The following is a 24,434-nucleotide window of genomic DNA, read 5'->3' as shown; positions in this document are numbered from 1 at the left end:
ACCGCACGAGCCGGCCCCCCTCCCCAGAACCTGGGGGAGGGGGGCCGGCTCGTGCGTCAGACGGCGGACGCCGACGCGCGCTCCCGGGCCACCTCGGACAGGGCCGCGCGGATCACCGCCACACTGCGGTCCACGTCCTCCTCGCCGGTGCGCCAGTTGACCACCGACACCCGCATCGCGGCACGGCCCTCCCAGACCGTCCCGCCGAACCAGCAGACCCCGCTCGACTGGATGCGCGCGATCACCGACCGCGTCACCTCGTCGTCGTCACCGAAGCGCACCAGCAGCTGATTGAGGGTCACCTCGTTGAGCAGCTCCACCCCGTCCAGGCCCGCCAGCTGCCCGGCGAACCGGTGGGTCAGCGCGCAACAGCGCTCCACCATCTCGGCGACGCCCGAGCGTCCCAGGGTCCGCAGCGCCGCCCAGACGGGCAGGCTGCGGGCGCGCCGCGAGAAGTCCGGCACCCACTCGATCGCGTCCCGCTCGCCCTCGGTGCCCGCGGGCAGGTAGCCCGCCCGCTCGTTGAGCATGGCGGCGCGGTGCGCCTCGGGATGGGCGATGACGACGATGCCGCAGTCGTACGGCACGTTCAGCCACTTGTGGGCGTCCAGCGCCCAGGAGTCGGCTCGTTCCACGCCCGCCACCAGGGGCCGCAGGGCCGCGCTGGCCGCCGCCCACAACCCGAAGGCGCCGTCCACGTGCACCCAGGCGTCGTGGCGGTGTGCGATGTCGCAGATCTCGCCGACTGGGTCGATCGCGCCGGTGTTGACGTCGCCGACCTGCGCGCAGACGATGACCGGCCCGTCCAGCCGGGCCAGGACGCGTTCCAGTTCGGCGGGCATCATCCGGCCCTCGGCGTCCACCGGCACATTGCGGATGCGCCCGGAACCGAACCCGAGGTACCGGGCGGCCAGGTCGATCGTCATGTGGTGCTGCGCGCCGGCGACGATGTGCACCTGCGGTGCCCCCGTCAGGCCGTCCCGCTCCACGTCCCAGCCGGCGTCCGCCAGCAGCTTGTGGCGGGCGGCGGCGAGCGAGGTCAGGTGGGCCATCGTGCAGCCCGTGGGGAAGCCGACCGAGGCGTCCTGCGGCAGACCCAGCAGATCCAGTACCCAGGTCGCCGCCACGTGCTCGGCCACCATCACCGCAGGGGAGAGGTTGTAGAGGCTGGCCGTCTGGTCCCAGGCCGAGACCAGCCAGTCGGCGGCGATGGCCACCGGAAGGGTGCCGCCGGTGACGTATCCGAAGTAGCGGGGGCCCGACGCCGTGGGGATTCCGCCCTCGGCCGCGGCCCGCCCCAGCAGTTCGACGGTCTCGGTCGCGGAAACCGGGCCCGGGGGCAGGGGCCCGCCGAATGTCTTCAGCAGTTGTTCGGCATCGGCAGTGGCTCCCACCGGACGTTCAGCGAGGCCCGCCAGATATTCGATGGCCTGTCGATAGGCCAGGTCGAGAGGTGCCTTGTCCGCATCGGTCATGCCCCAACGGTAGGGAGCCTCCGCTGACTTACTACTGACGGGACACCGTGTTCGCTTGGACGCGCACGCGGTCCTACCGATATGACTTGCCCCGGGGATTCATACACCCCATGCCGATGCGACGAGATGAGGATGAAAATGACGACGGACGAGCAGACCCGCAAAGTTATCGAACAGTTCAACGAGTCCTTCCAGAAGCACGACCCCGCGCTGCTGAAGGACCTGATCGCACCCGACTGCCGGCTGGAGAACTCCGGCCCGGCCCCCGGCGGCTCCAAGCACAACGGTTACGACGAGTGCCTGGCCTTCTGGTCGGGGATCGCCTCCAACGGCGACGCCGACTTCACCGTTGAGGAGACCTGGGTGGCCGGCGAGCGTTCGGTCGTGCGCTGGACCCTGCGCTGGGGCCAGGGACCGGCCGACTTCATCCGCGGCGTCAACGTGCACAGGCTCTCGAACGGCCAGATCGTCGAGAGCTTCGGGTACGTCAAGGGCTGAACCACGGCATGCCGAAGGGGCGCGGGCCGACGGGCCCGCGCCCCTTTCACGTGCGTACGGCCGCGGCCCGGGGAGGGCGCCGCGTCAGGGGTGAACCCCTAGTCCAGCTGCGTGACGAGCATGACGCAGTCCTCCAGGGCCTTCGTCGCGTGGCCCTTGCCCACCGTGTCCTCCACCAGCTGACTGTTGCCCGGCGAGAAGGTACGCCAAGCGCCGTCGCTCACGCCGCACTCCAGCAAACCGCTGAGCAGCGTCATGATCTGACGGCGCGGCGCCGGGTGGAAGTCGCCCACCCAGCCCTTCGGGATGAACAGGTAGACGGCCTGCTTGGCCGGCACGCCCTCGGAGACGTGGAGCGAAGGAGCCGGCGGCGCGAAGTTCATCGCCGTCACCTCCAGCATCTCGTCGACGAAGTGCGATTCCCCGCTCTCGTCGTTGTAGAGCCTCGACACGGGAATTTTCACGGACTCGGCGGTCACCGGAATTCTCCTCGCTAGGACACTGGGAAACCGGCCGCGCGTCTATTCCCGAGCACGCCGGCTGCGTACGCCACTATCCCCGCAGCCTTCTGACACGCTCCTGACGCTGCCCGTGCTCAGGGTCCGATCAGGGGCGTGTCAGCGCACTCGTGCGAAGCTGAAGTCACCGAAAGGCCGGGAGAGGTTCCCAAAGCGGCCGAATGGGGTCCGGCACTTGTTGTCGGACGGGTTAACGCCCACGCAGGTTCGAATCCTGCCCTCTCCGCCGATGCTCATCCCAAGGCACGCGTATCCGAATCCCCCGAGCCGGATGCGCGTGTCTTTGGCATGACGGCCGATCCGTAATTGGGGATCCATTCATCCGCATGCCCGAGAGCGGCGGCTCACGTGGACACGACGCGCATCGACGCCGGTTCCCGACAGACATTGGAGAAGCAGTGTTCAGCAATGACAGTGCCGCCACGGCGACAGCCACAGGCGCTCCGACCGACCCCATGGCGATCGTCGACGAGATCACGTCCTGGCTGACGGCACCCGCAGAAGAGTTCGACCGGGCCCTGGGGGGCGACCGCGAGCGCATCGTCGCGGAGGTCTCCGCCGTCAACGCCGCCGCCGCGGGCACCGGCGGACCCGCCGACCGGGCCCGCTACGCGCAGCAGCTGCTGCTCTCCCGCATCTACCAGACGGTGATGCAGATCCCCGACCACCCCACCGCGGAGGGCTCGGCCCTGCTCCACGAAGTCACCCGCATGCTGGAACGGGCCACCATCGGCGTCGAGGACGCCCACCTGGAGCCCGGCATCCTCGACCAGGCCCCGGCGGACCCCAAGCAGTTCCTGTCCTGGCTCAAGGGCATGGTCCGCGGCCACCGCGCCTACAAGCACCCGTACTACACCGAGTTCATCAACCGGGACGCCCAGCGCGACGACCTGCGCACCTACGTCATCCAGGAATCGCTGATCGACGGCCGGTTCGACGACTTCCTGGCGATGATGCAGATCGGCACCGCCGGCGCCAGCAAGATGGAGATCGCCAACAACTACTGGGACGAGATGGGCAACGGCGACCCCGAGGCCGTCCACACCCACCTCTTCAACAAGATCTACGAGGTGTTCGACGTCCGGCCCGAGGAACTCGAGGCGGCGATGACCACCACCGACCTGCACTCCGGCAACATAGCGGTGCTGCTGTGCCGCTACCGCCACCTGTACCCCGAGGCCGTCGGCTTCCTCGGCATGACGGAGTGGCTCGCCCCGGACCGCTTCCGCAACGTCGTGAGCGCCTGGGAGCGCCTGGGCCTGCCGGAAGTCGGCATCACCTACCACCGACTGCACATCACCATCGACTCCCAGCACGCCTCGGGCTGGTTCCACAACGTCGTCATCCCCAGCGCGGGCTCCGACTACATGCGGCGCGGCATCGCGCGCGGCGCCCTGTGGCGCGTCAACTCCTCCGCCCGTCACCTCGACGAGCGGCTGGAACTGGCGCTGGCCGCCGACCGCCGCACCCCGGTCACCACGGGCTGAACCGTGGTCCGTCGGCACACAGCACCGCGGCCCTCACCCGAATCCGGGTGAGGGCCGCGGCCCTGATCGGCCCGCCGCCCTACGGCGCCTCGCCGAGCAGCGCGTCCAGCACGGCCAGACTCGCGTCCGCCCGCTCCGCGGCCGCCGGGTCGTCCGGGGCGGCCGCGCACGCCTGGAACAGTTCCACGACCCGCTGCCCCTGCGCCTCGATCTCCGCAGACTCCGCCATCGCGCTCACCTCCCTCCCGCTCTCGTTACCATGGCCGCCTCACACCGCGTTGCACGCCCTGAAGACGTGCACCAGCGCCGGGAGGCTCGCCGCGCCCTGGAACGCCACGTACTCCGGCAGCACCACCTGAGGCGCCCACTTCAGCTTGTAGTCCAGCTGCGTCCGCGCCGGGTAGATGTGCGCCCCGTGCTCCCACAGGTACTCCATGAACCAGTGGAACGCCTTGCTGTGCCCCGGGAACTGCGGCGCCGTCAGCGAGGTGAACGGCGTGAAGCCGAAGTGCAGCCAGCCCACCTTCTCCTGCCGGAACACGTCGATCGCCCCCTTGTTCACCGCCTCCATCACCCCCGGCGGAGCGTCCGGCACCCGCCGGCTCAGGTCGTGCATCCACCCGGCGCGCGACCCGTACACCGGCGCGTACGACACGTACCCCACCAGCTCGTCGCCGCGCCGCGCCACGAACAGCCGGCGCAGGTCCTGATGGCGCCCGCCGGTCTGGCCGACCAGGAACTCCAGCGGCTTCACGCCCTCGCCCTTGGTGGTCAGCCACGCGGCGTCCAGCTTCTCGACCCGCTCCGCCCACTCGTCGTACGGCACCTCCTCGACCGCCAGGCCGGCCCGCAGAGCCCGCTTGATCTTGTTGCGGAGCTGCATGAACCGGGTCCCGGCCAAGGTGAACTCCGCCAGGTCCACGGCGTACGAGGAGCCCATCTGGTTCACCGTGAACCCGTGGTCCACGAACAGCTGGGCGTCGCCGGACTGCACCTGGACGGAGACGATCCGCCGGCCCTGGCTCTCGGCGTACGCCACGAAACCGCGCAGCAGCCGCTCCCGCGCCCCGGTAGGTCCCGAAGGCTCGAACGGGGCGAACGGGCCGCCGAACTGCACCAGGTATCCGCCCACCTGCCGGTACACGATCAAGCCCGGCACGTCCGGCAGACGGAAATAACTGTTGCCGTCATTGAAAGCGAAATAGGCGCTCGGATTGTCGGCATCCGCATACCGGCGGACGGCATCCAGTGCAATGTCCGTCTCCAGGATTGCCCCGGTCATGTGAAGTCCATTCTCCAGCCGACAGTTCCATCACTTATCCCACGCGCCCGAAGCGGCCCGCAAGCATCCACCCCACCCGGTCAGCGACCGGTCAGCGAATGGTCAGGGCCAGTTCCCCAAGCAGGCCCCGCGGCTCCGGGCAATGCATGGTCAGAGTCGTGTCAGGGCAGGGTCAGACATCGGATGCCACACTTCTGGACGAATATTCCACACGTCATTCCTCGCCTTTCGAGGAGAACTCCCAGTTGGTTCGAGGAGAACACGGCATGCGCTCCCTGGCGACGGCGCGGGATGTCTGCGAAAAATTCCACAAAGGACTTCTCGAGGCGATCGAGAAAATCCCCCTGATGGAACGGGAGGGTGCCGACAGTCCGGTGCTGGAGCTCTACCGCACCTACAACGGCCCCTCCTTGCTCGTCCCCACCTCGTACGGAGGCCAGGCCGCCGGCGCCCTGGACGCCGTACGGGTCCAGCGCGCGATCGCCGCGGCCTCCCCGTCCCTCGGCGTGGCCACCGTGATGCACCACTTCACCGTCGCGATGCTCTTCCGCCTCGCCGGCATCACCGCCCGCCTCACCCCGGCACAGCTGGAACTGCTTTCCGCTGTCGCCCCCAAGAACCTCCTGCTCGCCTCCGGGTGGGCCGAGGGCCGCACGGACCAGAACATCCTGGCCCCCTCCATCACCGCCGAACACACGCCCACCGGCTACCGCGTGAACGGCTCGAAGAAGCCCTGCAGCCTCTCGCACTCCATGGACGTGCTCACCGCCAGCGTCATGCTCACCCAGCCGGACGGAACCTCCCGCCTGTCACTGATGCTGATCCCCGCCACCTCGCCCGGCATCACCATCACCCCCTTCTGGTCCACCCCCGTCCTGGCGGCCGCCCAGAGCGACGAGGTGCACCTGACCGACGTCGAGGTGCCCGAAGACCTCACCATCATCAGCACCCCCGAGGACCACGGCCGCCTCGACGACCTGCAGACCGGCGGGTTCACCTGGTTCGAACTGCTCACCACCGCCGCGTACACCGGCGCTGCCTCCGCCCTCGTCGACCGGGTCATCACCGCGGGCCGGGGCACCCCCGCCGACCGTGCCGCCCTCGGTATCCGCCTCGACGCCGCGGTCGGCCTGGTCGAAGGCGCCGCCCGCGCCCTGGAGGACGGTGTGGACGGAGACGAGGCCGTCGCCGCCGTCCTCACCGCCCGTTACGCCTCGCAGGACCTTCTGGCCGCCACCGTCGATCAGGCCGTGGAAATCCTCGGCGGCATGTCCTACATCCGCTCGGCGGAGGTCTCCTACCTCGCGTCCGCCGTGCGCGCACTGGCCTTCCACCCGCCCTCCCGCGCCAGCGTGGCGGCCGAGATGGCCGACTACTTCGCCGGCGGCCCGCTGCGACTGTCCTGACCCGACCCCGCCCGACGGAAGGCCCTCCATGGACATCAAGAACCCGGTCGAGTCCCGCGTCACCTTCACGCTCCACCGCGCCGAGTATCTGGTCGCCTTCGCCGTGTCGATCGCCCTGATCCTCCTGCACTTCACCGAGATCCGCTGGGGCTACGCGATCGCCCTGTTCCTGTACATCGACCTCGTCGGCTACATCCCCGGCGCGATCGCCTTCCGGCGCAGCAAGGACGGCCGCATCCCCAAGGCGTACTACGTCCTGTACAACACGATGCACAGCCTGATCACCGTCGGCGCCGTGGCCGCCCTGTGGATGTGGCTCATCGGTCCCGAATGGGCGCTGCTGGCCCTCGCGTTCCACGTGTTCGGCGACCGCGGGGTCTTCGGCAACTTCTACAAGCCGTTCGGACTGCCCTTCGAACCGGTCGCCACCCCCCAGATCGACGAGATCACCGCCTTCCTGAAGCGCCGCGCGGCCACCGACGGGCCCGTCCCGCTGCCCCTGCCGGACGACCACGGCACCACCGTCGTCGGGGCCCGCCGATGACCGGCCACCGCACCGGGCTGACCGACCCGCCCCGCCGCCCGGCAGCGGAAGCCGCCGGCCCCGGCCCGGCCCGCGCCACCGACTTCGCCCACCCCGACCAGGCCCGCCAGGCCATGCGCCGCCTCACCTCCGGCGTCACTGTCCTGACCGTCGACCACGACGGCCTCAGGCACGGCACGACGGCCAGCGCCGTGTCCACCCTCTCGCGCGACCCCCTCATCCTCGGCGTGGGACTGCGCCCCGCCTCGACGTTCGCCAGGCTGGTCCGCCGGACCGGCCGTTTCTCCGTCAACGTCCTGTCCGCCGCGCAGAACGAGACCGCCCACAACTTCGCAGACCCGCACCGTCCGCTGGGCGACGCCCAGTTCGCACCGTACGAGTGGACCACCGACCCCCTCAGCGGCGCACCTCTCCTGGACGGCTGCCTCTCCCACATGTCCTGCCGGGTATGGGGCTGGCACCAGGTCGGCGACCACGACCTGCTCCTCGCCGAAGTCACCGGCGGTGCCCACCGCCCGGACATCCCCCTGCTCAGCTTCGCCGGCGGCGTGCACACGGGTGTCCTCACCCCCGCGCCGGTCCCCCGGGCCACCGCGACCGCCCCTTCTCACAGCGAGGTGTCATGACCACCCACACGCCGTCCACGCCCGAGCAGGTCCCCGTCGAAGCCGACTGGGACCTGGCCCCCAACCTCCTGGACGGGGCGCAGGAACTCACCCTCACCGCGGAGCAGTGCGACCTCGGCTACTGGCTCTCCGCGGTCGCCCAGGGCACCCTGCGAGACGGCCGCGCCGAACGCGGCCACACCGCGGCCACCCCCGACTACATGCGCGCCGACGGCCCCCTGCGCGAGGCGCTCGTCCTGGAACTCGGCAACCGCTCCCTCGCCGAATCCCGCGCGGTCAAGGTCCTGTCGAACTACGTCATCGGCGCCCCGGGCGTCGTCGAGCAGGAGTTCTTCGTCACTCAGGTCGTCGACGAGGCCCGGCACGCCATGATCTTCCGCAAACACCTGGTCGACCTCGGCATCCCCGAACAGGATCTCCTCGGCTTCATCTCCAGCCAGGGCGAGGACTACACCAACCGTGTCCTCAACCCGATCGCCGAATTCGCCACCACGGTCGTCCGCGACGAAGGCGACTTCATCGGCGCGGTCGCCGTCTTCACCATCGTCATCGAGGGCGTCCTCGCCCCCGCCGCCGAACTCAGCGAACGCAAATGGACCCTGCTCGACCCCGCCGCTTCCGAGATCGCCCGCGGCGCCTCCATCGACGAGATCCGCCACCTGACCGTCGGCAGCTCCATCGTCCGCGACCATCTCCGGCGCAACCCCTCCTACCGCCCCCGCCTGATCGAACTGATCCGCCGCGGCCGGGCCCTGTGGGACGAACTCCCCTCGGAGGAGTTCGTCCTCGAACGGGAGGAGCTCTTCCAGGAAGGCATGTTCCAGCACGCCGCCCTCCTCGACGGCTACCAGGTCTTCCCCGGCTGCAAACTGCTGGAGACCACCCCCAAGCAGCGCTACGAGCTGGCCGAACGCTGGACCGACGACATGGCCGAGATCCGCCTGCCCTACATGGGAATCCCCGAGGCCGTCGACCTCATCCGCACCCACCCGAGGTGACCGCGACCGGGATCGCCCCACCCGCGCGACCGCTCGACGTCCGGCGGTAGCCACCCCACCGCCGGCCCCGGACCGGATCGGCCGGCACCAGCCGCTCGATCCGGTCCGTCGTGCGTCCGCCCCGCCGTGCCGCCTGCCGCACCGCACGCCGCCGGCTGATGGAGCCACTCTCCTTCCTCGCCCCCCGGCACCCGCCCCCCGGCGAGCTGATCGTCCGCCGCCGCGCGACCGGGCAATGTGGGAGTGGTGGGCCGCGTGCCCGCTCGTTAGCGTCTGCGCACCGGCGAGAGCCGTCGGGAATCCGGCGCGGGGAGCCGGCCGTGTCCGGCCCGCCCCACGCGGCGGAACGTCACTCCGCCCAGGAAGGACGACCCCGGTGCGCCTAGGCGAGCTGTGCCGCAGGTCCGGAGTACCCGTGGCGACGGTCAAGTTCTACATCCGGCTGGGCCTGCTGCCCGCGGGCCGGCTCACCAGCCCCACACGGGCCAGCTACGACACCTCCCACGAACACCGGCTCCGCCTGGTCCGGGCCCTCCTCGACATCGGCAAGCTGTCCCTGGCGGCCATCGGGGACGTGCTGCGGGCGGTGGACGACCCGGACCGGCCGCTCGACGACGTGCTCCGCACCGCCCGGGACCGCCTCGCCCCGCCCCGTCCGGCCGGAGCCGGACCGGAGCTGGACGAGGCCCGCGCCGAGGTGGCCCGGCTGGTGTGGCGGCTGGGCTGGCGGGCGGAGGCGGACGGGCCGGCGGGCGAGGCGCTGGCCGGTGTGCTCGTCGCCCTGCGCGCGGCGGGCCACGGGGACTTCGCCGTACTCCTGGACGACTACGCGGCGGCGGCCGAGCAGGTCGCCCGCGCCGATTTCGGTCACTTCGGGCGGCCGGCGGCGCGCGAGGACCTGGTGGAGCGCGTGGTCGTGGGCACGGTGATGGGCGAGGCGATGTTCAGCGCCCTGCGCCGGCTCGCCCACGCGGACGCCTCGGCGCGCGCGTACCCCGGCACCGCCCGCCGCCCGGAAGAAGTTCCGCGGACATGACGGCCTCGCACGCCACCCCGGCTCCCCGGATGGTGGTGCAGGCTTCACCCCGGTCCGGGTGCACGGTGTACTGACCCGCACCCCCCGGCCCGGCAGCATGGAGGGGACGGCGCGGGGGACCGCGTGACGAGCACGGAGCGAAGCAGGAGTTCTCTCATGGCACGTTCGACCGACTACGACCAGGACCGCTCCTCCCGGAAGGCCAGGGGAGCGTGGTACGTGCCGCCCCTGCTGGTGTTCTTCGTGGGCGCCATGCTCACGTCCGTGGTCTCGCACGCCGTGGACGACGGGGCCTACACCGCCGTGATGAGCGCGGGCTTCGCCCTCGACGCGATCGCGGTGATCTGGGCGGTCGTCCGCCGGCGCCGGTCCGCGAGCTGACAGATCACTCAGGGAGAGAAACCCGTACGAAGTCGTCACCGGGCATGCGGACGCGCTCATCGGCACGGCACCGGAGGTGGACCGGGCTCCTGGCCGGCGGGATCATCGCCGTGCCGGCCGCCCTCGGACTCACCGCCTGTGATTCCGCGCAGGACGCGCTGGACCGGGGCGACCTGTGCCTCGACATCCTCGACGTCGCGCTCTTCGACCCGCACCCGTCGAGCGCGGACGAGGCCCGCAAGGACGTACGGGACCGGGCCGACAGGATCGACGAGATCGCCGAGAAGGCATCCGACGACGAACTGCGCGACGCCGCGGAGAAGACCGCGAAGGAACTGCGGTCCGCCGCCGACGAGGACCTCGAGCCCGGGTCGGTCTCGGAGTACGTGTCGGCGCAGAACGGCCGGCTGAAGGCGCTGCGCACGACGTGCACCGACATCGGCGACTTCGGCTGACGCCACCACCACAGAGCTGGGAAGTCCGGCACCCCGCGAGCCGCCCCCCACGCCGCGGAGCCCGTACCCCCCCGAGGGCAGCCGGGACACTCGTCCCGGACGCCCTGTCACATGCGGACACCCCTAGCGCGACGTCTCACCGGAGATGTCGTTGCCCAGGTACGCGAGGACCGCGAGCACACGACGGTGGACGCTGGTGCCCTCCGCCGGCAGGTTCAACTTGTCGAAGATCCCCCGGATGTGTTTGCTGACGGCCCGCTCCGTGACGAACAGCTTCTCGGCGATCGCCGCGTTGGCCAGCCCCTGGGCCATCAGCTCCAGCACCTCCTGCTCACGAGCCGTCAGCCCGTCCAGCGACCGCGTCGACGCCCGCTGCTGGATGATCTCGTTGACCACCTCAGGGTCCAGCGCCGTGCCCCCCTCGACGATGCGCTCCAGCGCCTCCAGGAACTGCTCGACCCGGCCCACCCGGTCCTTGAGCAGATAACCGATCCCGCGCGCGCCCAGCGCCAGCAGCTCCGCCGCGTAAGCCTGTTCGACGTACTGCGACAGTACGAGGACGGGCAGGTCCGGGAACTCCTGCCGGGCCGCGACCGCCGCGCGCAGACCCTCGTCGCGGAAGCTCGGCGGCAGCCGCACGTCCAGGACCGCCGCGTCCGGCCGGGTACGGCGCAGCATCGGCATGATCTCCGGCCCCGACACACACGCCGCCACCACCTCATGGCCGTTGTGCGTCAGCAACAGCGTCATCCCCTCCCGGAGCAACGCGTTGTCCTCCGCGATCAGGATCCGCATGGCAGCTCCACCCTCATCCTCGTCGGCCCCCCGGGAGGGCTGGTGATCTCGGTCGTGCCGTCGAGCGCCGCGACCCGGCGGCGTATACCGAGCAGCCCGCTTCCGCCGCGTTCCCCGGCCCCGCCGCGCCCGTTGTCGGCAACGACGACCTGAAGGGACCCGTCGGCCCTGGTGAAGCGTACTGAGGCATGGGACGCCCCACTGTGCTTGCGGATGTTCGTCAGACACTCCGCGATCACGAAATAGACCGCGGCCTCCACGGCCGCCGGCAGCCGGTGGCCGTTCTCCACGGCCGCCAGGTTCATCTCCACCGGGATGTCCGCGGAGACCGCGAGCGCGCGCACCGCCCCGGCCAGGCCGCGGTCGGTGAGAACCGGGGGATGCACCGTACGCACGATGCCCCGCAGCGCCGCGAGCGTGGCGTCGATCTCCTCCTGCGCCTCGGCCAGCCACCGCGTCGCCGCGTCCGGGTCGCTCCTGACCTGCTGGCGCGCCAGCCCGACCCGCATGGAGAGTGCCACGAGCTGGGCCTGCACCCCGTCGTGCAGGTCGCGTTCGATACGGCGCAGCTCGGCGCTGTGCGACTCCATGGCCCCGGCCCGGGACTCGGAGAGCTCCGCGACACGTTGGCCGAGTTTCACCGATGGCGACGGCTTCAGCAGCGCGGCGGTCCACCGGGCCTGGGCGTCCGCCAGGTCCTCGAACACCGGCAGCACACGGGGGCGGCGGCCGAACACGGCCGCCGTACCGTCGACGAGCAGCGCCACCGGCCACAGCACCAGCACGACCGCGCTGAAGCCGAGGACGCTGACGGTCGCGTACAGCAGCCAGAGCGCGTCACGCCAGGTGCCCGGGTCGGTGAGCGCCAGGCGCACCCGGTCGCTCGGCGAGCCGTCCAGCGGCAGATACAGCTCCGTAATCGGCTTCCCCAGCCACCCACCGGCACGCACCCGTTCGTAACCGGCGAACCGGCGCAGGATGCGCACGATCTCCGGCCACGCCGGCGCCCCGATGAGGAACAGCGTGAAGAACACCCCGGTGGGAACCGCGAAGCAGCCCAGAAACGCGGCCATGGCCACCGGCAGCCCGAAGAACAGATGGCAGGAAGCCTGCCAGGACCGCTGGAACTGGCAGGAGAGGTACGCCATGAAGGCACCGTAGTCGGCGGCAGGGCCCCCGGTCAGTGGACTCAACCACCCGAAAGCCGGGTGGTGCTGACTGAACCCGTACACGGGTGAACGCTCCATCGTGCCGACCCTGGTCGCGGCCCTACCGTCGCCACAGAGACGGGGCAGGAGCACGACCCGGAAGGCGAACCAATGGCACTGCGCATCAGAAAACGGACCCCCGGGCCCGCGCAAGCGGACGCGGCGGGCACCGGCGCGCTCACCCTCGAATCCGTCACCCGGCGCTACCGGCGCGGCGGGCGGGACTTCCACGCGCTGGACAACGTGAGCATGGAAGTGCCACCGGGCCGCTTCCTGGCCGTCATGGGCCGCTCCGGCTCCGGCAAGACCACCTTCCTCCAGTGCGCCGCCGGGCTCGACCAGCCCACCTCCGGCACGGTACGGGTCGGGGGCACCGACCTCTCCGGGCTGTCCGAGGCATCACTCACCCGGCTGCGCAGGGACCGGATCGGCTTCGTCTTCCAGTCCCTCAACCTCGTACCGTCGCTCACCGTCGGCGAGAACACCGCCCTGCCGCTGCTGCTGCGCGGCATGGACCCCCAGGACCCCGCCGTGCGCGAGCGCGCCCTGAAGGTGCTGGCCGCCGTCGGTCTCGGCGACCGCGCGGACGACTCCCCGCTCCGGCTGTCGGGCGGCCAGCAGCAGCGCGTGGCCATCGCCCGCGCCCTGGTCACCGACCCCGCCGTCATCTTCGCCGACGAACCGACCGGGGCGCTCGACCCGGTCACCGCCCGAGAGGTGCTGCGGCTGCTGCGCGAGGCCGTGGACGGGTCGGGCCACACCGTGGTGATGGTGACCCACGACCCGCAGGCCGCCGCCTGGACCGACGAGGCGGTCTTCATCGAGGCCGGACGCGTCGTCGCCCGCGAGGACCGCCCCGAACCGGAGACCGTGGCCCGGCAGCTCGCCGCGCTCGGGGAGCGGTGACCGTGGCCCTCGACACCCGGCCGCCCGCCGGCCGCACCACGCCCCGGAAGCGGCACGGCGAGCCGGGCGGGCGCGACCGGCGCACCGCCCGCTTCCTCGCCCGCCGTTCCATCCGGCTGCACCGCAAGGCGTGGGCCGCCGTCTTCGCCGCCCTGGTGCTCACCGCGCTCCTCCTCGGCAGCTTCGCCCTGGCCACCCTGTCGGCGTTCGTGGGCCACGCCCACGTCGAGCGGTACGCCGCGACCACCGCCGTCGTCGCCGCCGACCAGACCACCCGCTACCGGGCCAAACCCTGGGGCGACCCGATGACCACCGTCACCCAGTCGCTCACCGAACGCGTCCGCGTCCCGGCCGACGTCGTGGACCGGCTCGCCGACGTGCCCGGCGTGCGCGCCGCCGTCCCGGACCGCAGCTTCCCGGTCACGCTCGCCCGCCCCGACGGCCGGCGCGTGCCCGGACCGGACAGCGACTCCGGGACCGCGCCCGTATACGGCCACGGCTGGCCGGCGGCGGCACTCGCCCCGTTCACCCTGCGCGCCGGCAAGACGCCCGCAGGGGCCCGCCAGGTGGCGGTCGACGGCGATCTGGCCGCACGCGCGGACGTACGCCCCGGCGACCGGCTCCGGCTCCAGACGCTCGGCGCACCCGCCGAGTACGTCGTCTCCGGCATCGTCGCCCCGAAGGGCGAGGCCGACGGCACGGGGCTCGCCCACCAGGGCACGGTCTTCTTCACCGAGGACGAAGCCGTCCGGCTGTCCGGCCACCCCGGCACCGTCGACGCGATCGGCGTGGTCGCCGACGACGGCGTGAGCGTGCACGAGCTCCACCCCGCCCTGCGCGAGGCCCTGGCCGGCGCACATCCGGCGCGGGACGCCGTCGCCGGCAGCCGGGACCCGCAGGACAGCTCCCTGCTACGGGTCCTGACCGGCGACGGGCGCGGCCGGGCGGAGTTCCTGGACGCGGCACCGAGCCGGGCCGGCCTGCTCAACCTGCTGGCCATGCTGTGCGCGACCGTCCTCATGATCGCCGTGCTCGTGGTGGCCGGCACGGTCACCCAGGCCGTCCACCAACGGGCCCCCGAGCTGGCACTGCTGCGCGCGGTCGGGGCGACCCCCCGGCAGCTGCGGGCGACGGTCGGACGGGAGGTGACCGGCATCGCCACCACGGCGGCCGTGGTCGGCGCCGTGGGCGCGGCCCCGGTCTTCCTGATGCTGCTGTGGATGCTGCGCGACCGCGGCGCCGTCCCCGTCGGACTCGACCTCCCCGTCCTGCCCTGGATGTTCGCGACCCCGGCCCTGACGGCCGTGCTGACCCTGGTCGTGGCCCGGGTCGCGGCCGCCCTGGCCTGCGGGCGCATCGCCAAGATCCGACCCGCCCAGGCGCTCGGCGAGGCCCAGGGCGAACCGGGGCAGCCCGGCCGGGGCCGCACCGTGACCGGCCTCGTCGTGCTCTTCGCCGGCCTCAGCTCCGCGGGCACCGCGGCCTTGCAGTCGGGCGAGCTCGCGGCCATGGCGGCGAGCAGCGCGGCCCTCGCCCTGGTGATCGCCTGCGCGCTCCTCGGCCCCTGGATCGCCCGGGGCGCCATGCGCCTGCTCGCACCGGCCGCCCGGCGGCTCTGCGGCGCCGGGGGCTACCTCGCCGCCGCCTCCACCACCGCGAACTCACGCCGGCTGGGGGCGGCCATCACCCCGGTCGTCCTGGTCGTCGCCTTCGTGGGCGTCCAGCTCGCGGCGGGCGCCACCATGGACCACGAGGGCAGCGCCCAGGCGCGGCAAGCGATGCGCGCGAACCTCGTCGTGACCACCGAGGCCGCCGGACTGCCCGCCGGGGCCGCCCGCCGGGTGGCCGCCGTGCCGGGCGTCGAGGCCGCCACCGGCGCGCTCCACAGCACGGTCGTCCTCGCCGGCAAGGAAGCCGGCGACCCCGTCCTGGAACGCCTCCCGGTGGTGGGCGTCACGCCCGGCGCCCTGCCCGCCACGCTCGACCCCGACGTCACCTCCGGCTCCCTGCGGGACCTGCGCGAGGGCACCGTCGCGATCGGCGCGGCCCGGGCCGATTCGCTGGACGCCGGGGTCGGCTCCAAGGTCCGGCTCCGCTACGGGGACGGCGTCACCACCTCCCTGCGGGTGGTGGCCGTCTACGAACGGTCCCTCGCCCTCGGCGACTTCCTGTTCGCCCGCGAGGCACTGGCCCACCACGTGACCACGCCGCTGGACACCCGCATCCTCGCCCGGGTCGCCCCGGACGCCGACCGGAAGGCCGTGCGCGAGGCGGTGGACAAGGCGCTCTCCGGTGCCGTGCTCGGCGTACGGGTGACCGCGCACCCGAGCCCGGAGCACCTCCAGTCCGAGGACCGGGGCGTGAACCAGGTACTCAGCACCGTGGCCGTCGCCGTCGTCGGCGGGTTCACCGTCATCGCCGTCCTCAGCACCCTGGTGCTGATCGTCATCGGACGCCGCCAGGAACTGGTCCTGCTCCGGCTGGTGGGCGCGGGACGCGGCCAGGTCCGGCGCATGCTGCGGGCCGAGGCGGCGATCGTGATCGTCACCGGCCTGGTGGTCGGCGCGCTCGCCGCCCTGATCCCCCTCACCGCGTTCAGCCTGTCCGTCACCGGATCGCTGCCCTACCTGCCGCTGGTCCAGGCCGGGGCCATCATCCTGATCGTCGTCGCGACCGTGGCCGCAGGCATCCTCCTGCCGGCCCGCCCGGCGCTACGCCGCCGCCGCCCGGCGGCCCTGCAACGCACATGACGCGACGTCAGGTTCCGTGTGCCGAGGAGAAGAGCCCGTGATCCCCCTGTCCTACGCCCAGGCCCGTCTGTGGTTCCACGAGCAGATCGAGGGACGGAGCTCGGCCTACAACCTGTCCTACGCGCTGCGACTGCACGGCGATCCCGACGCCGCAGCCCTGCGACACGCGCTCGCCGACGCCTGCAACCTCACCCCACCTGTACCAGGTCGGCCCGCAGGACCAGGTGCTGCTGGTCATGCACCACATCGCCACCGACGGCTGGTCCCTGGGCCCGCTGGTCCGCGACCTGGCCACCGCCTACACCGCCTACACCGCCCGCACCGGCGCCGGAGCAGCACCGGACGGGGAACCGCTGCCGGTCCAGTACACCGACCACACCCTCTGGCAGCACGAACTGCCGGGCGACGCCGACGACCCGCAGAGCCCGCTCGCCCAGCAACTCGCGTACCGGCGCACCACCCTGGCCCGCCGGCTCGGGTACCGGGCAGACGAGGAGCGGATCTCGCTGGAGCAGTGGCGTGCGGAGTGCGCCTCGGGCACCATCACCGAGGTGTTCGCCTGTGGCACCGCCGCCGTGATCACGCCGGCTGGCCGGGTACGCGACCGGGACGGCGACTGGACGATCGGCGAGGCACGCCCGGCCACGTCACCATGGCGCTGCGCAAGGGCCTGACCGACCTGCACCACGGCCGGGCCGACGGCCCGGACGGCTGCCTCCACTCCTGCGTCCGGAGCTGACCGCGAGCAAGGCTTCGACCCGTGAGTACGGCGCGCCCACCGGGCCACCGGGTCCCGTGCCGCGATCCGCGACAGGGGGCCCGGTGCCGTCGGCCGGCCCGCAGCAGCAGAGCGCAAGGGAGCTTGAGCCCGCCGGCCGGACGACCTCGGCGAGGCTCGCTCGCTGCTCCGCCGTGTGGCGGGTGGGAGCGTGGCACGGTCTGCGAAAACGAGTGTGTTCTCCGGCCTGAGGGCACGTACGCTGCCTTTGGCTACGCATCGTCCAGCGGCCAAGGACACCGCACTCGGGTTCGCCCCGATGCGGAAACCCCGGTTCGAATCCGGGTGCTGGCCACCCATTTGCATTCGAGCTCTCGAGGGCCGGACCGCGAGCTACTGGGCTCTTTCCAACCTGCTGGTGGGATACAGGGACCGGACTCGCGTGTCAGACCAATGCCGCCCCGGCGCAGCAGCCGAGTGCCGCGCCCGTCAGACTCAGGGCGAGAAGAACGTTACGTGCGCGCACCTGATCGGGCCCCGATGCCGCCACCGTGCCGTCCCGGTCGAGCCGTACGCACCACAGCAACAAGTCCGTACCCCAAGCGCGGAACAGCCAACGCCCGTACAGCACGCCAAGCAGCAAGGCGCTCAACAGGCCTATGACGGCCATGACCACCCGGCTCTGGATCGTGTCGGCAACGAACACCGCGGACCAAAGAAAGCGGGTTCCTAGGACGGCGCCCAGAACAACAGGTGCCACAGCAGCTGGCAGTGGCCCGCGAACGCCCTCCCGCCACGCGTGGCTGAGCAGTGCCAGACCCCCGAACAGCGCCACCCACGGCGCCGCCAGAGCGTAGCCGGTGCCGGCTGGACACGGCACACCGATACGCGGACCGCAATTCGTCGCCGCTCCTGCGAACTCCCACCCGAACACGAGAAGAGAGCCTATTCCATCCAAAACCAGCAAGTTGAGCACGAATACTGTAATTCCGGATACAAGCATGCTGTTCGGAACGGGCCCTCCGTCGCGCATGCTTTCCTCATTCCTAATTCCTATAGGCATCGAACACGGAGCAATCTCTAACTTTCCGACACGTGTGGCCAGTTGGGCTGACAGAGAGATGAAGCCCCTGCTAGACGGGTTGTCGACCAAGAGCAACCTGTCCGCCTGGAGCTGCTTGTGCTTGTCTACCCATCGGGGCTGGAGCTGTCCAGCTCGACCCTTCGGTTCCTGGGCCGTCTGCTGACGGCCCGGCCCCAGCAACTCGGTACGCGGTGGCGCCGGCCTTGACGGGACGCTGCTGCCGATCGACCGCGTCGCCGCCGACCGCCCGTACTACTCCGGGAAACACAAGAGGCACGGGATGAACGTACAGGTCATCGCCGACCCGTTCGGGCGGCTGCTGCGGGCCTCGGCTGCCCTGCCGGGCGCTGTCCACGACATCCGCGCCGCCCGCACTCACGGCATCGTCGACGCCCTGGCGGTGACTTCCGGTTCGACGAGTTCGTCGAGCCCTCCTTCGCGGCGGCAGGCGAGCCACGTCTCGACAGCCCGCTGGGCCTCACGGACGTGGAATGCGACCAGGTCGCCGTGCATGGCCCAGCCTCCGTACCCGCGGGTGCTCGCGGTGCTGGGGCGTGGCCAGCGTCCTCGGGGTAGGAGCGACGCCGGTCGGACGAACCACCGCCCCAGCGCCTCTGACACCCGCCCTTCTGGCACCCGATGACGAGCTTGTGGTCCCGCCGAAACCCCCGAACGGCGGGACCACAACTACCCGTACATCAGTGTCTGGCCTCTGCCGTACGCCTGGGACCGATCGGCAAGCGCCTATCCCCCGTAGTGGCCTTGTTCCCCCCTGACCGCAACCAGGCCATTGCCGTTGCAGCTACCCCCGCAGCCACAACGGCACAAACGATGCCACCCGCCAAGGGCCCCAGCAAAAAGCTGAGGACTAGCGTCAGGAAAACGAGAGGAATACCCAGAGCCGCACCGAGAGCGGCGTGAGATGAGATTCGACCCGCGACATCCGTTTCGTGAATTTCGAGATCTCTGGTATCCGCGGCGGTCACCGCCCTGCGGTACAGGTTCTCCCACCTGGGGGAGTTGTCACCCTGGGCGTCAGCCAAAAGAGAGTCGCCCTCATGCAAGTGGGCAAGCAACCGCCCATGAGGTGACGCCGCAGGAGTACTTTCGTACACAGTCATGTCCTTTCTTCCTTCGAACGGATGTAATCGGTCCAGATGCCGGGGCGAAGTTTCAGCTTCTTGCCCCGGCACCTGAGCCGCGCTAATAGAGTCTTCGGCACGGTTTCATGTGGTGCTCCTTCCTGACCCCGCTAGACGCGCAGGGCCCGGGACTGCGTGTCCCGACCCGAGGATCACGGGCACAGCTGGTCCAGCAGAGACCGTGATCCCGAGACGTGGATAGCAACCCACTTACTACTTCGGGATCTTGGAAGCCTTCTTGGTTGCTTTCGTAAGATCCTTGCTGACCGTTGCGGTCGAGATCTTCAGCTTCTCGGCAATCTCGACCCCGGTGAATCCCCACACATGGGTGTGCTCCCATACGAAGAACTGACGATCGTTACCGATTGCCTTTTCAACTGCGGCGAGCATTTCGAGATACTCCAATGAAGCTGCAGGATTGTACTCATCCCGACTGTGAGGCCACGGTGACACGAACTCGGGAAACTCCTCGGCAGGCTTTTCCATCTTGGTGCGAAGCAATCGGAAATACGAATTTAACGCATTTCTGGTTGCTGTAGTCGCATAGGCTATCGGACTACGGAGGTTCTCGCCTGAACGGAAAGCCTGGATTACCGCGATACATCCTTCCTGAGCCATATCTTCGGCCAGGCAGTGATCATGACTAATCCGGAAAACCGTGCGGACCAGGCTAGGCCTGATCTCTCTGAGCAGCCTCTCCAGCTCCGCCTCAAGCACAGGACTCAGACGGCTCGTGGTAGAGGCCGCCTTGCTGCCCACACCTGGGTTCGTGGGACTTCGTTCCATTGCCTTCCTAGATCCTTTCGTAGCCGCGGGCGAGGTGTTGCGATGTCCTCATGTAGTAGGACGCGCTACGCCCTCACTTCTTTCTCCCCCAGGGCACCGGGGGCAGCGCCATGGACTGTCGGCTGGTCGAGCTGGTGGTGCATCAAGCTACACAGGGACCGAAGCGCCACGGCTTCAACCTCGATCCAGGTGTGGACGGCTTACCGATGCAGCCTCGTTCGAAGATCAAGCACCATCGGCCGGCTCTGGCCCCCAACTCTCTGACGCACAGCTCCAAGATTTATTTCCCTCCTTCTCCTGACCACCGGGCGCTGCACCACATCGAAAATTCCACCAGGTCGCCGCATCTGAGTGCGCGGAGATCTATAGCTCCATGAGGGGTGGAAATATATTTCTCCGTCGGCCGTCTAACGTGTAGGGCGCATAGAAGCGTCCATACATCACAGCAAGGGGACTGAGATCGTGGATGCCGCTGTAGCAGTTGTGGCCGTTCCGGTAATGAGCGTTGTAATTTCTCTTCTTCTAGGAGTCTCTGTAGCCCAAGCGGCACACCGAATCGCGTTGAATCTGGCCGCAAGTCGTATTGTGGCAGCCAGTTGGGCAGGGGGATCTTTCGTGGCTGTTATCACTCTTTCTCTCGTAATTGAGCAAGCGCTCAACCTGCTTTAACGGGATCCCCGTCACGGTGGCGGCCTTGGTCCGGCGGATCTCGTCGCGGCCGTGTGCGGTGGCCCGGGCCTTGTCCTGTAGTGGTACTTCCCGCCATGGCAGGACCTTCAGCCACCGGTGCAGGGTGGGGTGGTTGCCCTTGATCAGTGCGATGTAGTGGGCGTGCTTGTCCTCGACGAGGAAGCGTGCGTGGGCGGTCTGGGAGTGAAGGGCGTCGAAGGTGACGACCGTGCCGTGCAGGTCGAGCGGGGCTAGCAGGGGCTGGAAGACGGTGATCTCGTTGGTCTTGCCGTCCACCTCGCGCTGGGCAGTGACCAGGCCGGTCTGCGTCATCGCGGCGAGCAAGTGGACCTGGGTGCGGTCGGTGCGGCGGGCACCACGCACGGTCTTGCCGTCCACCGCGAGGGAGGGCAAGGGCTGGTCGCTGTCCTCGTTCTCCTGTCCGGCTGTGCGTTCGCGCCCGGCGAGCCAACTTCCGACGGCCGTATCCAGCGCGTCTCCGTCGATGCGCTGGAGAACACGGCGCACTGTAGCCTCGGCCGGGGCGACGGGGCCTCGGTCCGGCTCCCGGCACGGACCGCCGAGCCGGGCCAGGACGTGTGGCGGGGCGTCGGCTGCCCACTCCGCGATCGCGGTCAGGGACTTCGCTCCTGCCAGGACCGCACACGCGGCCAGGGACAGGACGAAGGCGAGTGGGTGGCGCCGGCCCTCGTCCCGGCGAGGGTCGGGCACCTGAGCCAGGCACGTCAACAGACTGGGGAGATCATCGGGGGCGGTCGGCGCGGCGTCGGTGAGTTGCCCCAGAGGGCTCGGGATGAGCGAAGATGAGCGGGCAGACACGGTCTTCCGCTGTGGTGATCAGGGACTCGACACCTCATGATCACCAGAAGGCGTGCCTGTCTCCGCCTCAGCCCTGGCGAGAACCTCATGGCCCTGCCCAGGCTGCTGAAGCCCCATCAGCCCAGATTCACTTGTCTGAGCGACGTAGTCGTGAGTTTCGCTCCGTTCAGAAGGGCCGGAAGACCCCTTCGGGATCATCCTGGGCCCATGCCGCGAACTCCTCGAAGCCCAGGTTGGCGATACTCAGGTTCGCGTAGACCTGGTGGACCCCTGCGGGGGCGGCGCGGAACTCACGTCCGTACTCGGTCAGTCGGTCATAGTCCTCATCGTCGACGCAGTCCTCCCGCGTCAGCGTGGTGACCGCCAGCAGCGGGTGGAGTTCGGCCTGCATGCATACCCGGTCGGCAATGAAGACAACGGACAGTTTCTCGTCACTGCTGACCGCAGTCAGCACCTCGTCGATGGTCGCCTCCCCCCAGGCCGGATCGTTGATGAAGTGGACCTGAGCCTCGTACTGCCTGTCTCCCCAAGGCTCCATCAGTGCCGCCACCACGTCCTGCCACGCTTGGTCGTCGCGGTAGTCGGTCCTGACAACCAAGGCATCAGACTCATCGTGGTCAGTGACAACGGGCAACGTTCCCATGAGTCCCTCTTCTCGGTGACGATCGGTGAGCCGTGCCGCGACTGTCTCATAGTCCGTCTGTCACACCCCGCGGGACCGGCGTTCCGCCTGGGCATTGACTGCGCATCCTGGCTGAAGGAGCCCCGACCTGAACCAACACATCAGCAGTACCGCCAGCCTCCGCCACCACGCTCGCGAGGCCAACCAGCCCTGCCCAATCTCAGCATGATGTGATCAAACCGGACAGACGCACTGAACGACGCCGCCCTGGGTGGTGGGGATGAGTTTTTCGCCGTTGCGCCAGTTGTAGCGGACGGATGCCTGGTACCAGGTGTGGGGCAGGTCGGCGTGGTCGCTGACGATGATCTGGAAGTCGGGGGCGAGTTCGGCGACGACCTGGCGCATGAGCTGGAAGAGGCGGGTGACCGTCTCGCGGTCTTCGTCCAGGGCGAGGTCTTCGAGCCGTCCTCGGGCTTTGGCCATGTCGGAGGGGTAGTAGGGCTGGGTCGGCTGGTCGAGCATGAGGAAGCGGGGTACGGGCCGGCTGTTCGCGGTGAAGTACTGGTGGAGGGCGAGGTGGGCGGCCAGGTGGTAGCCGACATGATTCTTGCCGCTGCCGATGCGGAGCAGTTCGACCCCCATACTTCCTCCCCGCGGTAGCGGGCCCTCGTCCTGCGCACCGTGGGTCCAAGGGCTCGAAGAACAGCTCGACAGCGAAGCCATCGACGACAAGCTCGCCCACCTCGCCGTCTACAAAGACCGGGAGCAGGGGTGCGCTACGCAGACTGGTTTGAGTACTGCGCAGTTTCACTGATCCGCGACAACCCCACTTCCGGAGCGATGAGCGCTGGGGTGCTGTGAGTCCATAGCTAATCTCGTCTCATGAATGAAGCACACGAAGCCGCTCTGAAGTCAGTCGGCACTCGCATACGCGGCCTCGGTCCTCCCGCTAAGCCAACTCGCATGGTGGCTGCGGATGAGCGGTCGGGAGGAGGAGGGGGGTGCTCGGGGCGGCAGGGGGAACGTGCCTTGATGAGGGAGGTGACTATGAGACAGAGCTCTGATTTTCGTAACCCACTTGAGTGGTCCAGGCCAGGCCGGCGGTGGGCTCGATGGGTCTACTGGCCGATGCTGGGCATCAGCGTGGGGTTACTTGCATGGAGGGTGGGTTACGGCGCCGGAACCGGTCAGGTCGTGGTGGCTGGCACGCATGTCCTTGTATGGGTGTGCCTCCTGGTAGCCAATCGATCCGCGGGGCATCGGCAATCCGCACGCGACCGGAGCCATCCTTCGCGTTGAGAGCCGGACCGGGCTATGAGCCGTCCCTCGGAAGGGGTGTGCTCTTTGCCTGCTCCTGTTTGGATTGCGGTGGGAAGGTTGGGTTGTCGGGGGTGGCGTGTGTTCGGTTTCTTGCTAGATCTTGTTGTCGGTGGTGCGCTGGGCTGGGGTGATGGGAGGCGTAAGGCCAGGAAGAAGGCTCGGGGCTTCGCGGAGGGGGCGGAGGTGGGTTTCGTGGCCTGTGTGCTGGGTGACCGTTCGTACTGCCGGGATGAGGCGTTGGTTCACCTCTGGGCTGAGGGTTCCACGCTTCATGTCACTCCGACGGAGTTCAGGGATCTTCATCGCAGTCCGCTTCCCGTAGAGCAGTGGGAGCTGGTTCGAGTCCGGTCGAAGAATCGTACGGATTCGAGGTTGGTGCAGTACGGCTGGCAGGTGGCCGAGTGTCGCGATGGTGATGCCGTGGTGCTGGTCGGGTGCTCACCGGATTCGATGCGGTACCTGACAACTGTTGTGAACGCCGAAGGCATCGGCTAGAGAAAGATGGTGCAGGGAAGGGGAAGACCCGCCCCGGGGATACACGGACGGGTGTGATCACGACCCGTCACATACCCAGGGAGCCGCCACACTCACCCTCATAGCCAGCAAGGCCCGCGGCAGCGGGCCTTTTTCTGGCCCTGGAGGCGAAGCCGGAAGGGTCGGGGGTGGAGCGAAGCGGAACCCCTGATGGGCGGCCACGAAGTGGCCGCCCATCAGGGCATCGCGAAGCGAGGCCCGTTCACTGCGTTCACGCAGCGAAGCGGAGGGAACGCCCGCGCTCTGCGCGGACCGGGGAGCGAAGCGAGCCGGCCCCACAGCCCCTGGAGCGAAGCGGACGGGGCGCGCCAAGCGAAGCGCGGCGCTTCGCTTGCTCATCGCGCAGCGATGAGG

At 69.6% G+C, this 24,434-nt stretch carries 24 protein-coding genes, 2 tRNA genes and 2 pseudogenes; 16 read left to right on the top strand and 12 right to left on the bottom strand.

What is annotated here, in order from left to right:
* Positions 1 to 56: 56 nt before the first annotated feature.
* Complete coding sequence (locus ACFUJY_RS34160) at positions 57 to 1,475, bottom strand: pyridoxal phosphate-dependent decarboxylase family protein (RefSeq protein WP_383306898.1); 1,419 nt, start codon at positions 1,473 to 1,475, stop codon at positions 57 to 59.
* A gap of 138 nt (positions 1,476 to 1,613) precedes the next feature.
* Between ACFUJY_RS34160 and ACFUJY_RS34155 the strand changes: the two genes are divergently transcribed.
* A complete protein-coding gene (locus tag ACFUJY_RS34155) occupies positions 1,614 to 1,973 on the top strand; it encodes a nuclear transport factor 2 family protein (RefSeq protein WP_383306896.1) in 360 nt (119 codons plus the stop codon).
* Between the two features lie 98 nt (positions 1,974 to 2,071).
* Here ACFUJY_RS34155 and ACFUJY_RS34150 read toward each other — a convergent pair whose 3' ends face one another.
* A complete protein-coding gene (locus ACFUJY_RS34150; RefSeq protein ID WP_383306894.1) occupies positions 2,072 to 2,452 on the bottom strand; it encodes a hypothetical protein in 381 nt (126 codons plus the stop codon).
* A 177-nt stretch (positions 2,453 to 2,629) separates the two neighbouring features.
* Here ACFUJY_RS34150 and ACFUJY_RS34145 point away from each other — a divergent pair.
* Together ACFUJY_RS34145 and ACFUJY_RS34140 are read left to right on the top strand one after the other, a co-directional pair.
* A tRNA-Thr gene (locus tag ACFUJY_RS34145) sits at positions 2,630 to 2,717 on the top strand.
* Between the two features lie 229 nt (positions 2,718 to 2,946).
* Positions 2,947 to 3,978, top strand: a complete 1,032-nt coding sequence (locus ACFUJY_RS34140) for an iron-containing redox enzyme family protein (RefSeq protein WP_383306892.1) — start codon at positions 2,947 to 2,949, stop codon at positions 3,976 to 3,978.
* 79 nt (positions 3,979 to 4,057) lie between these two features.
* Here ACFUJY_RS34140 and ACFUJY_RS34135 read toward each other — a convergent pair whose 3' ends face one another.
* Together ACFUJY_RS34135 and ACFUJY_RS34130 are read right to left on the bottom strand one after the other, a co-directional pair.
* Entirely contained in the window at positions 4,058 to 4,207 is a 150-nt protein-coding gene (locus tag ACFUJY_RS34135; protein WP_383306890.1) for a hypothetical protein, read from the bottom strand.
* A 39-nt stretch (positions 4,208 to 4,246) separates the two neighbouring features.
* Positions 4,247 to 5,260 carry a bifunctional lysylphosphatidylglycerol flippase/synthetase MprF gene (locus ACFUJY_RS34130; protein WP_383306888.1) on the bottom strand — a complete coding sequence of 338 codons (1,014 nt, stop codon included), beginning with the start codon at positions 5,258 to 5,260 and terminating at the stop codon, positions 4,247 to 4,249.
* A gap of 347 nt (positions 5,261 to 5,607) precedes the next feature.
* Here ACFUJY_RS34130 and ACFUJY_RS34125 point away from each other — a divergent pair, with 347 nt between their 5' ends.
* The 7 genes from ACFUJY_RS34125 to ACFUJY_RS34095 all read left to right on the top strand — a co-directional run bounded on the left by ACFUJY_RS34125 (position 5,608) and on the right by ACFUJY_RS34095 (position 10,706).
* Positions 5,608 to 6,666, top strand: a complete 1,059-nt coding sequence (locus ACFUJY_RS34125) for an acyl-CoA dehydrogenase (RefSeq protein WP_383306886.1) — start codon at positions 5,608 to 5,610, stop codon at positions 6,664 to 6,666.
* 28 nt (positions 6,667 to 6,694) lie between these two features.
* Complete coding sequence (locus ACFUJY_RS34120; RefSeq protein ID WP_383306885.1) at positions 6,695 to 7,210, top strand: hypothetical protein; 516 nt, start codon at positions 6,695 to 6,697, stop codon at positions 7,208 to 7,210.
* Positions 7,207 to 7,836 carry a flavin reductase family protein gene (locus ACFUJY_RS34115; RefSeq protein ID WP_383306883.1) on the top strand — a complete coding sequence of 210 codons (630 nt, stop codon included), beginning with the start codon at positions 7,207 to 7,209 and terminating at the stop codon, positions 7,834 to 7,836. Before ACFUJY_RS34120 ends, ACFUJY_RS34115 begins: the two co-directional genes overlap by 4 nt.
* Positions 7,833 to 8,834, top strand: a complete 1,002-nt coding sequence (locus ACFUJY_RS34110) for a VlmB-like protein (protein ID WP_383306881.1) — start codon at positions 7,833 to 7,835, stop codon at positions 8,832 to 8,834. The genes ACFUJY_RS34115 and ACFUJY_RS34110 overlap by 4 nt, the downstream gene beginning before the upstream one ends.
* Positions 8,835 to 9,249: 415 nt before the next feature.
* Positions 9,250 to 9,870 (top strand): MerR family transcriptional regulator, encoded by a 621-nt coding sequence (locus ACFUJY_RS34105; protein WP_383306879.1) that lies wholly within the window; start codon positions 9,250 to 9,252, stop codon positions 9,868 to 9,870.
* A gap of 156 nt (positions 9,871 to 10,026) precedes the next feature.
* Positions 10,027 to 10,251, top strand: a complete 225-nt coding sequence (locus ACFUJY_RS34100; RefSeq protein ID WP_383306878.1) for a hypothetical protein — start codon at positions 10,027 to 10,029, stop codon at positions 10,249 to 10,251.
* Positions 10,252 to 10,295: 44 nt separating this feature from the next.
* Positions 10,296 to 10,706, top strand: a complete 411-nt coding sequence (locus tag ACFUJY_RS34095) for a hypothetical protein (protein ID WP_383306876.1) — start codon at positions 10,296 to 10,298, stop codon at positions 10,704 to 10,706.
* 123 nt (positions 10,707 to 10,829) lie between these two features.
* On the opposite strand, the gene ACFUJY_RS34090 is transcribed toward ACFUJY_RS34095, so the two are convergent.
* Together ACFUJY_RS34090 and ACFUJY_RS34085 are read right to left on the bottom strand one after the other, a co-directional pair.
* Positions 10,830 to 11,501: a response regulator gene (locus ACFUJY_RS34090; protein ID WP_383306874.1), complete on the bottom strand. Its 672-nt coding sequence runs from the start codon at positions 11,499 to 11,501 to the stop codon at positions 10,830 to 10,832.
* Positions 11,489 to 12,649, bottom strand: a complete 1,161-nt coding sequence (locus ACFUJY_RS34085) for a sensor histidine kinase (protein WP_383306872.1) — start codon at positions 12,647 to 12,649, stop codon at positions 11,489 to 11,491. Before ACFUJY_RS34085 ends, ACFUJY_RS34090 begins: the two co-directional genes overlap by 13 nt.
* A 171-nt stretch (positions 12,650 to 12,820) precedes the next feature.
* Here ACFUJY_RS34085 and ACFUJY_RS34080 point away from each other — a divergent pair, with 171 nt between their 5' ends.
* The 5 genes and pseudogenes from ACFUJY_RS34080 to ACFUJY_RS34060 all read left to right on the top strand — a co-directional run bounded on the left by ACFUJY_RS34080 (position 12,821) and on the right by ACFUJY_RS34060 (position 17,438).
* Positions 12,821 to 13,615: an ABC transporter ATP-binding protein gene (locus tag ACFUJY_RS34080; protein WP_383306870.1), complete on the top strand. Its 795-nt coding sequence runs from the start codon at positions 12,821 to 12,823 to the stop codon at positions 13,613 to 13,615.
* Positions 13,612 to 16,365, top strand: a complete 2,754-nt coding sequence (locus tag ACFUJY_RS34075; protein ID WP_383306868.1) for an FtsX-like permease family protein — start codon at positions 13,612 to 13,614, stop codon at positions 16,363 to 16,365. The genes ACFUJY_RS34080 and ACFUJY_RS34075 overlap by 4 nt, the downstream gene beginning before the upstream one ends.
* Before the next feature lie 16 nt (positions 16,366 to 16,381).
* Positions 16,382 to 16,483: pseudogene (locus ACFUJY_RS34070) on the top strand (hypothetical protein); the annotation flags it as partial.
* 118 nt (positions 16,484 to 16,601) lie between these two features.
* Positions 16,602 to 17,039: a hypothetical protein gene (locus ACFUJY_RS34065; RefSeq protein WP_383306866.1), complete on the top strand. Its 438-nt coding sequence runs from the start codon at positions 16,602 to 16,604 to the stop codon at positions 17,037 to 17,039.
* Between the two features lie 314 nt (positions 17,040 to 17,353).
* A tRNA-OTHER gene (locus tag ACFUJY_RS34060) sits at positions 17,354 to 17,438 on the top strand.
* 90 nt (positions 17,439 to 17,528) lie between these two features.
* Here ACFUJY_RS34060 and ACFUJY_RS34055 read toward each other — a convergent pair.
* Entirely contained in the window at positions 17,529 to 18,059 is a 531-nt protein-coding gene (locus ACFUJY_RS34055; protein WP_383306864.1) for a hypothetical protein, read from the bottom strand.
* A 204-nt stretch (positions 18,060 to 18,263) separates the two neighbouring features.
* Between ACFUJY_RS34055 and ACFUJY_RS34050 the strand changes: the two are divergent.
* Positions 18,264 to 18,564, top strand: a pseudogene (locus ACFUJY_RS34050) (transposase family protein); the annotation flags it as partial.
* On the opposite strand, the gene ACFUJY_RS34045 reads toward ACFUJY_RS34050, so the two are convergent.
* The 5 genes from ACFUJY_RS34045 to ACFUJY_RS34025 all read right to left on the bottom strand — a co-directional run bounded on the left by ACFUJY_RS34045 (position 18,543) and on the right by ACFUJY_RS34025 (position 22,868).
* Entirely contained in the window at positions 18,543 to 18,680 is a 138-nt protein-coding gene (locus ACFUJY_RS34045; RefSeq protein WP_383306945.1) for a hypothetical protein, read from the bottom strand. The pseudogene ACFUJY_RS34050 and the gene ACFUJY_RS34045 sit on opposite strands and share 22 nt — an antisense overlap.
* Positions 18,681 to 19,522: 842 nt before the next feature.
* Positions 19,523 to 20,068, bottom strand: a complete 546-nt coding sequence (locus ACFUJY_RS34040) for an RNA polymerase sigma factor (RefSeq protein ID WP_383306862.1) — start codon at positions 20,066 to 20,068, stop codon at positions 19,523 to 19,525.
* 549 nt (positions 20,069 to 20,617) lie between these two features.
* Positions 20,618 to 21,604: an ISAs1 family transposase gene (locus tag ACFUJY_RS34035; protein ID WP_383306860.1), complete on the bottom strand. Its 987-nt coding sequence runs from the start codon at positions 21,602 to 21,604 to the stop codon at positions 20,618 to 20,620.
* Positions 21,605 to 21,770: 166 nt separating this feature from the next.
* Positions 21,771 to 22,247 carry a DUF6924 domain-containing protein gene (locus ACFUJY_RS34030; RefSeq protein WP_383306858.1) on the bottom strand — a complete coding sequence of 159 codons (477 nt, stop codon included), beginning with the start codon at positions 22,245 to 22,247 and terminating at the stop codon, positions 21,771 to 21,773.
* A gap of 213 nt (positions 22,248 to 22,460) precedes the next feature.
* Complete coding sequence (locus ACFUJY_RS34025; protein WP_383306856.1) at positions 22,461 to 22,868, bottom strand: DUF3732 domain-containing protein; 408 nt, start codon at positions 22,866 to 22,868, stop codon at positions 22,461 to 22,463.
* Positions 22,869 to 24,434 lie beyond the last annotated feature (1,566 nt).

The organism is Streptomyces sp. NPDC057249, assembly GCF_042669245.1.
Classification (GTDB): domain Bacteria; phylum Actinomycetota; class Actinomycetes; order Streptomycetales; family Streptomycetaceae; genus Streptomyces.
The sequence above is the reverse complement of the archived record's forward strand: the minus strand, read 5'-3'. Positions and strand labels throughout refer to the sequence as shown.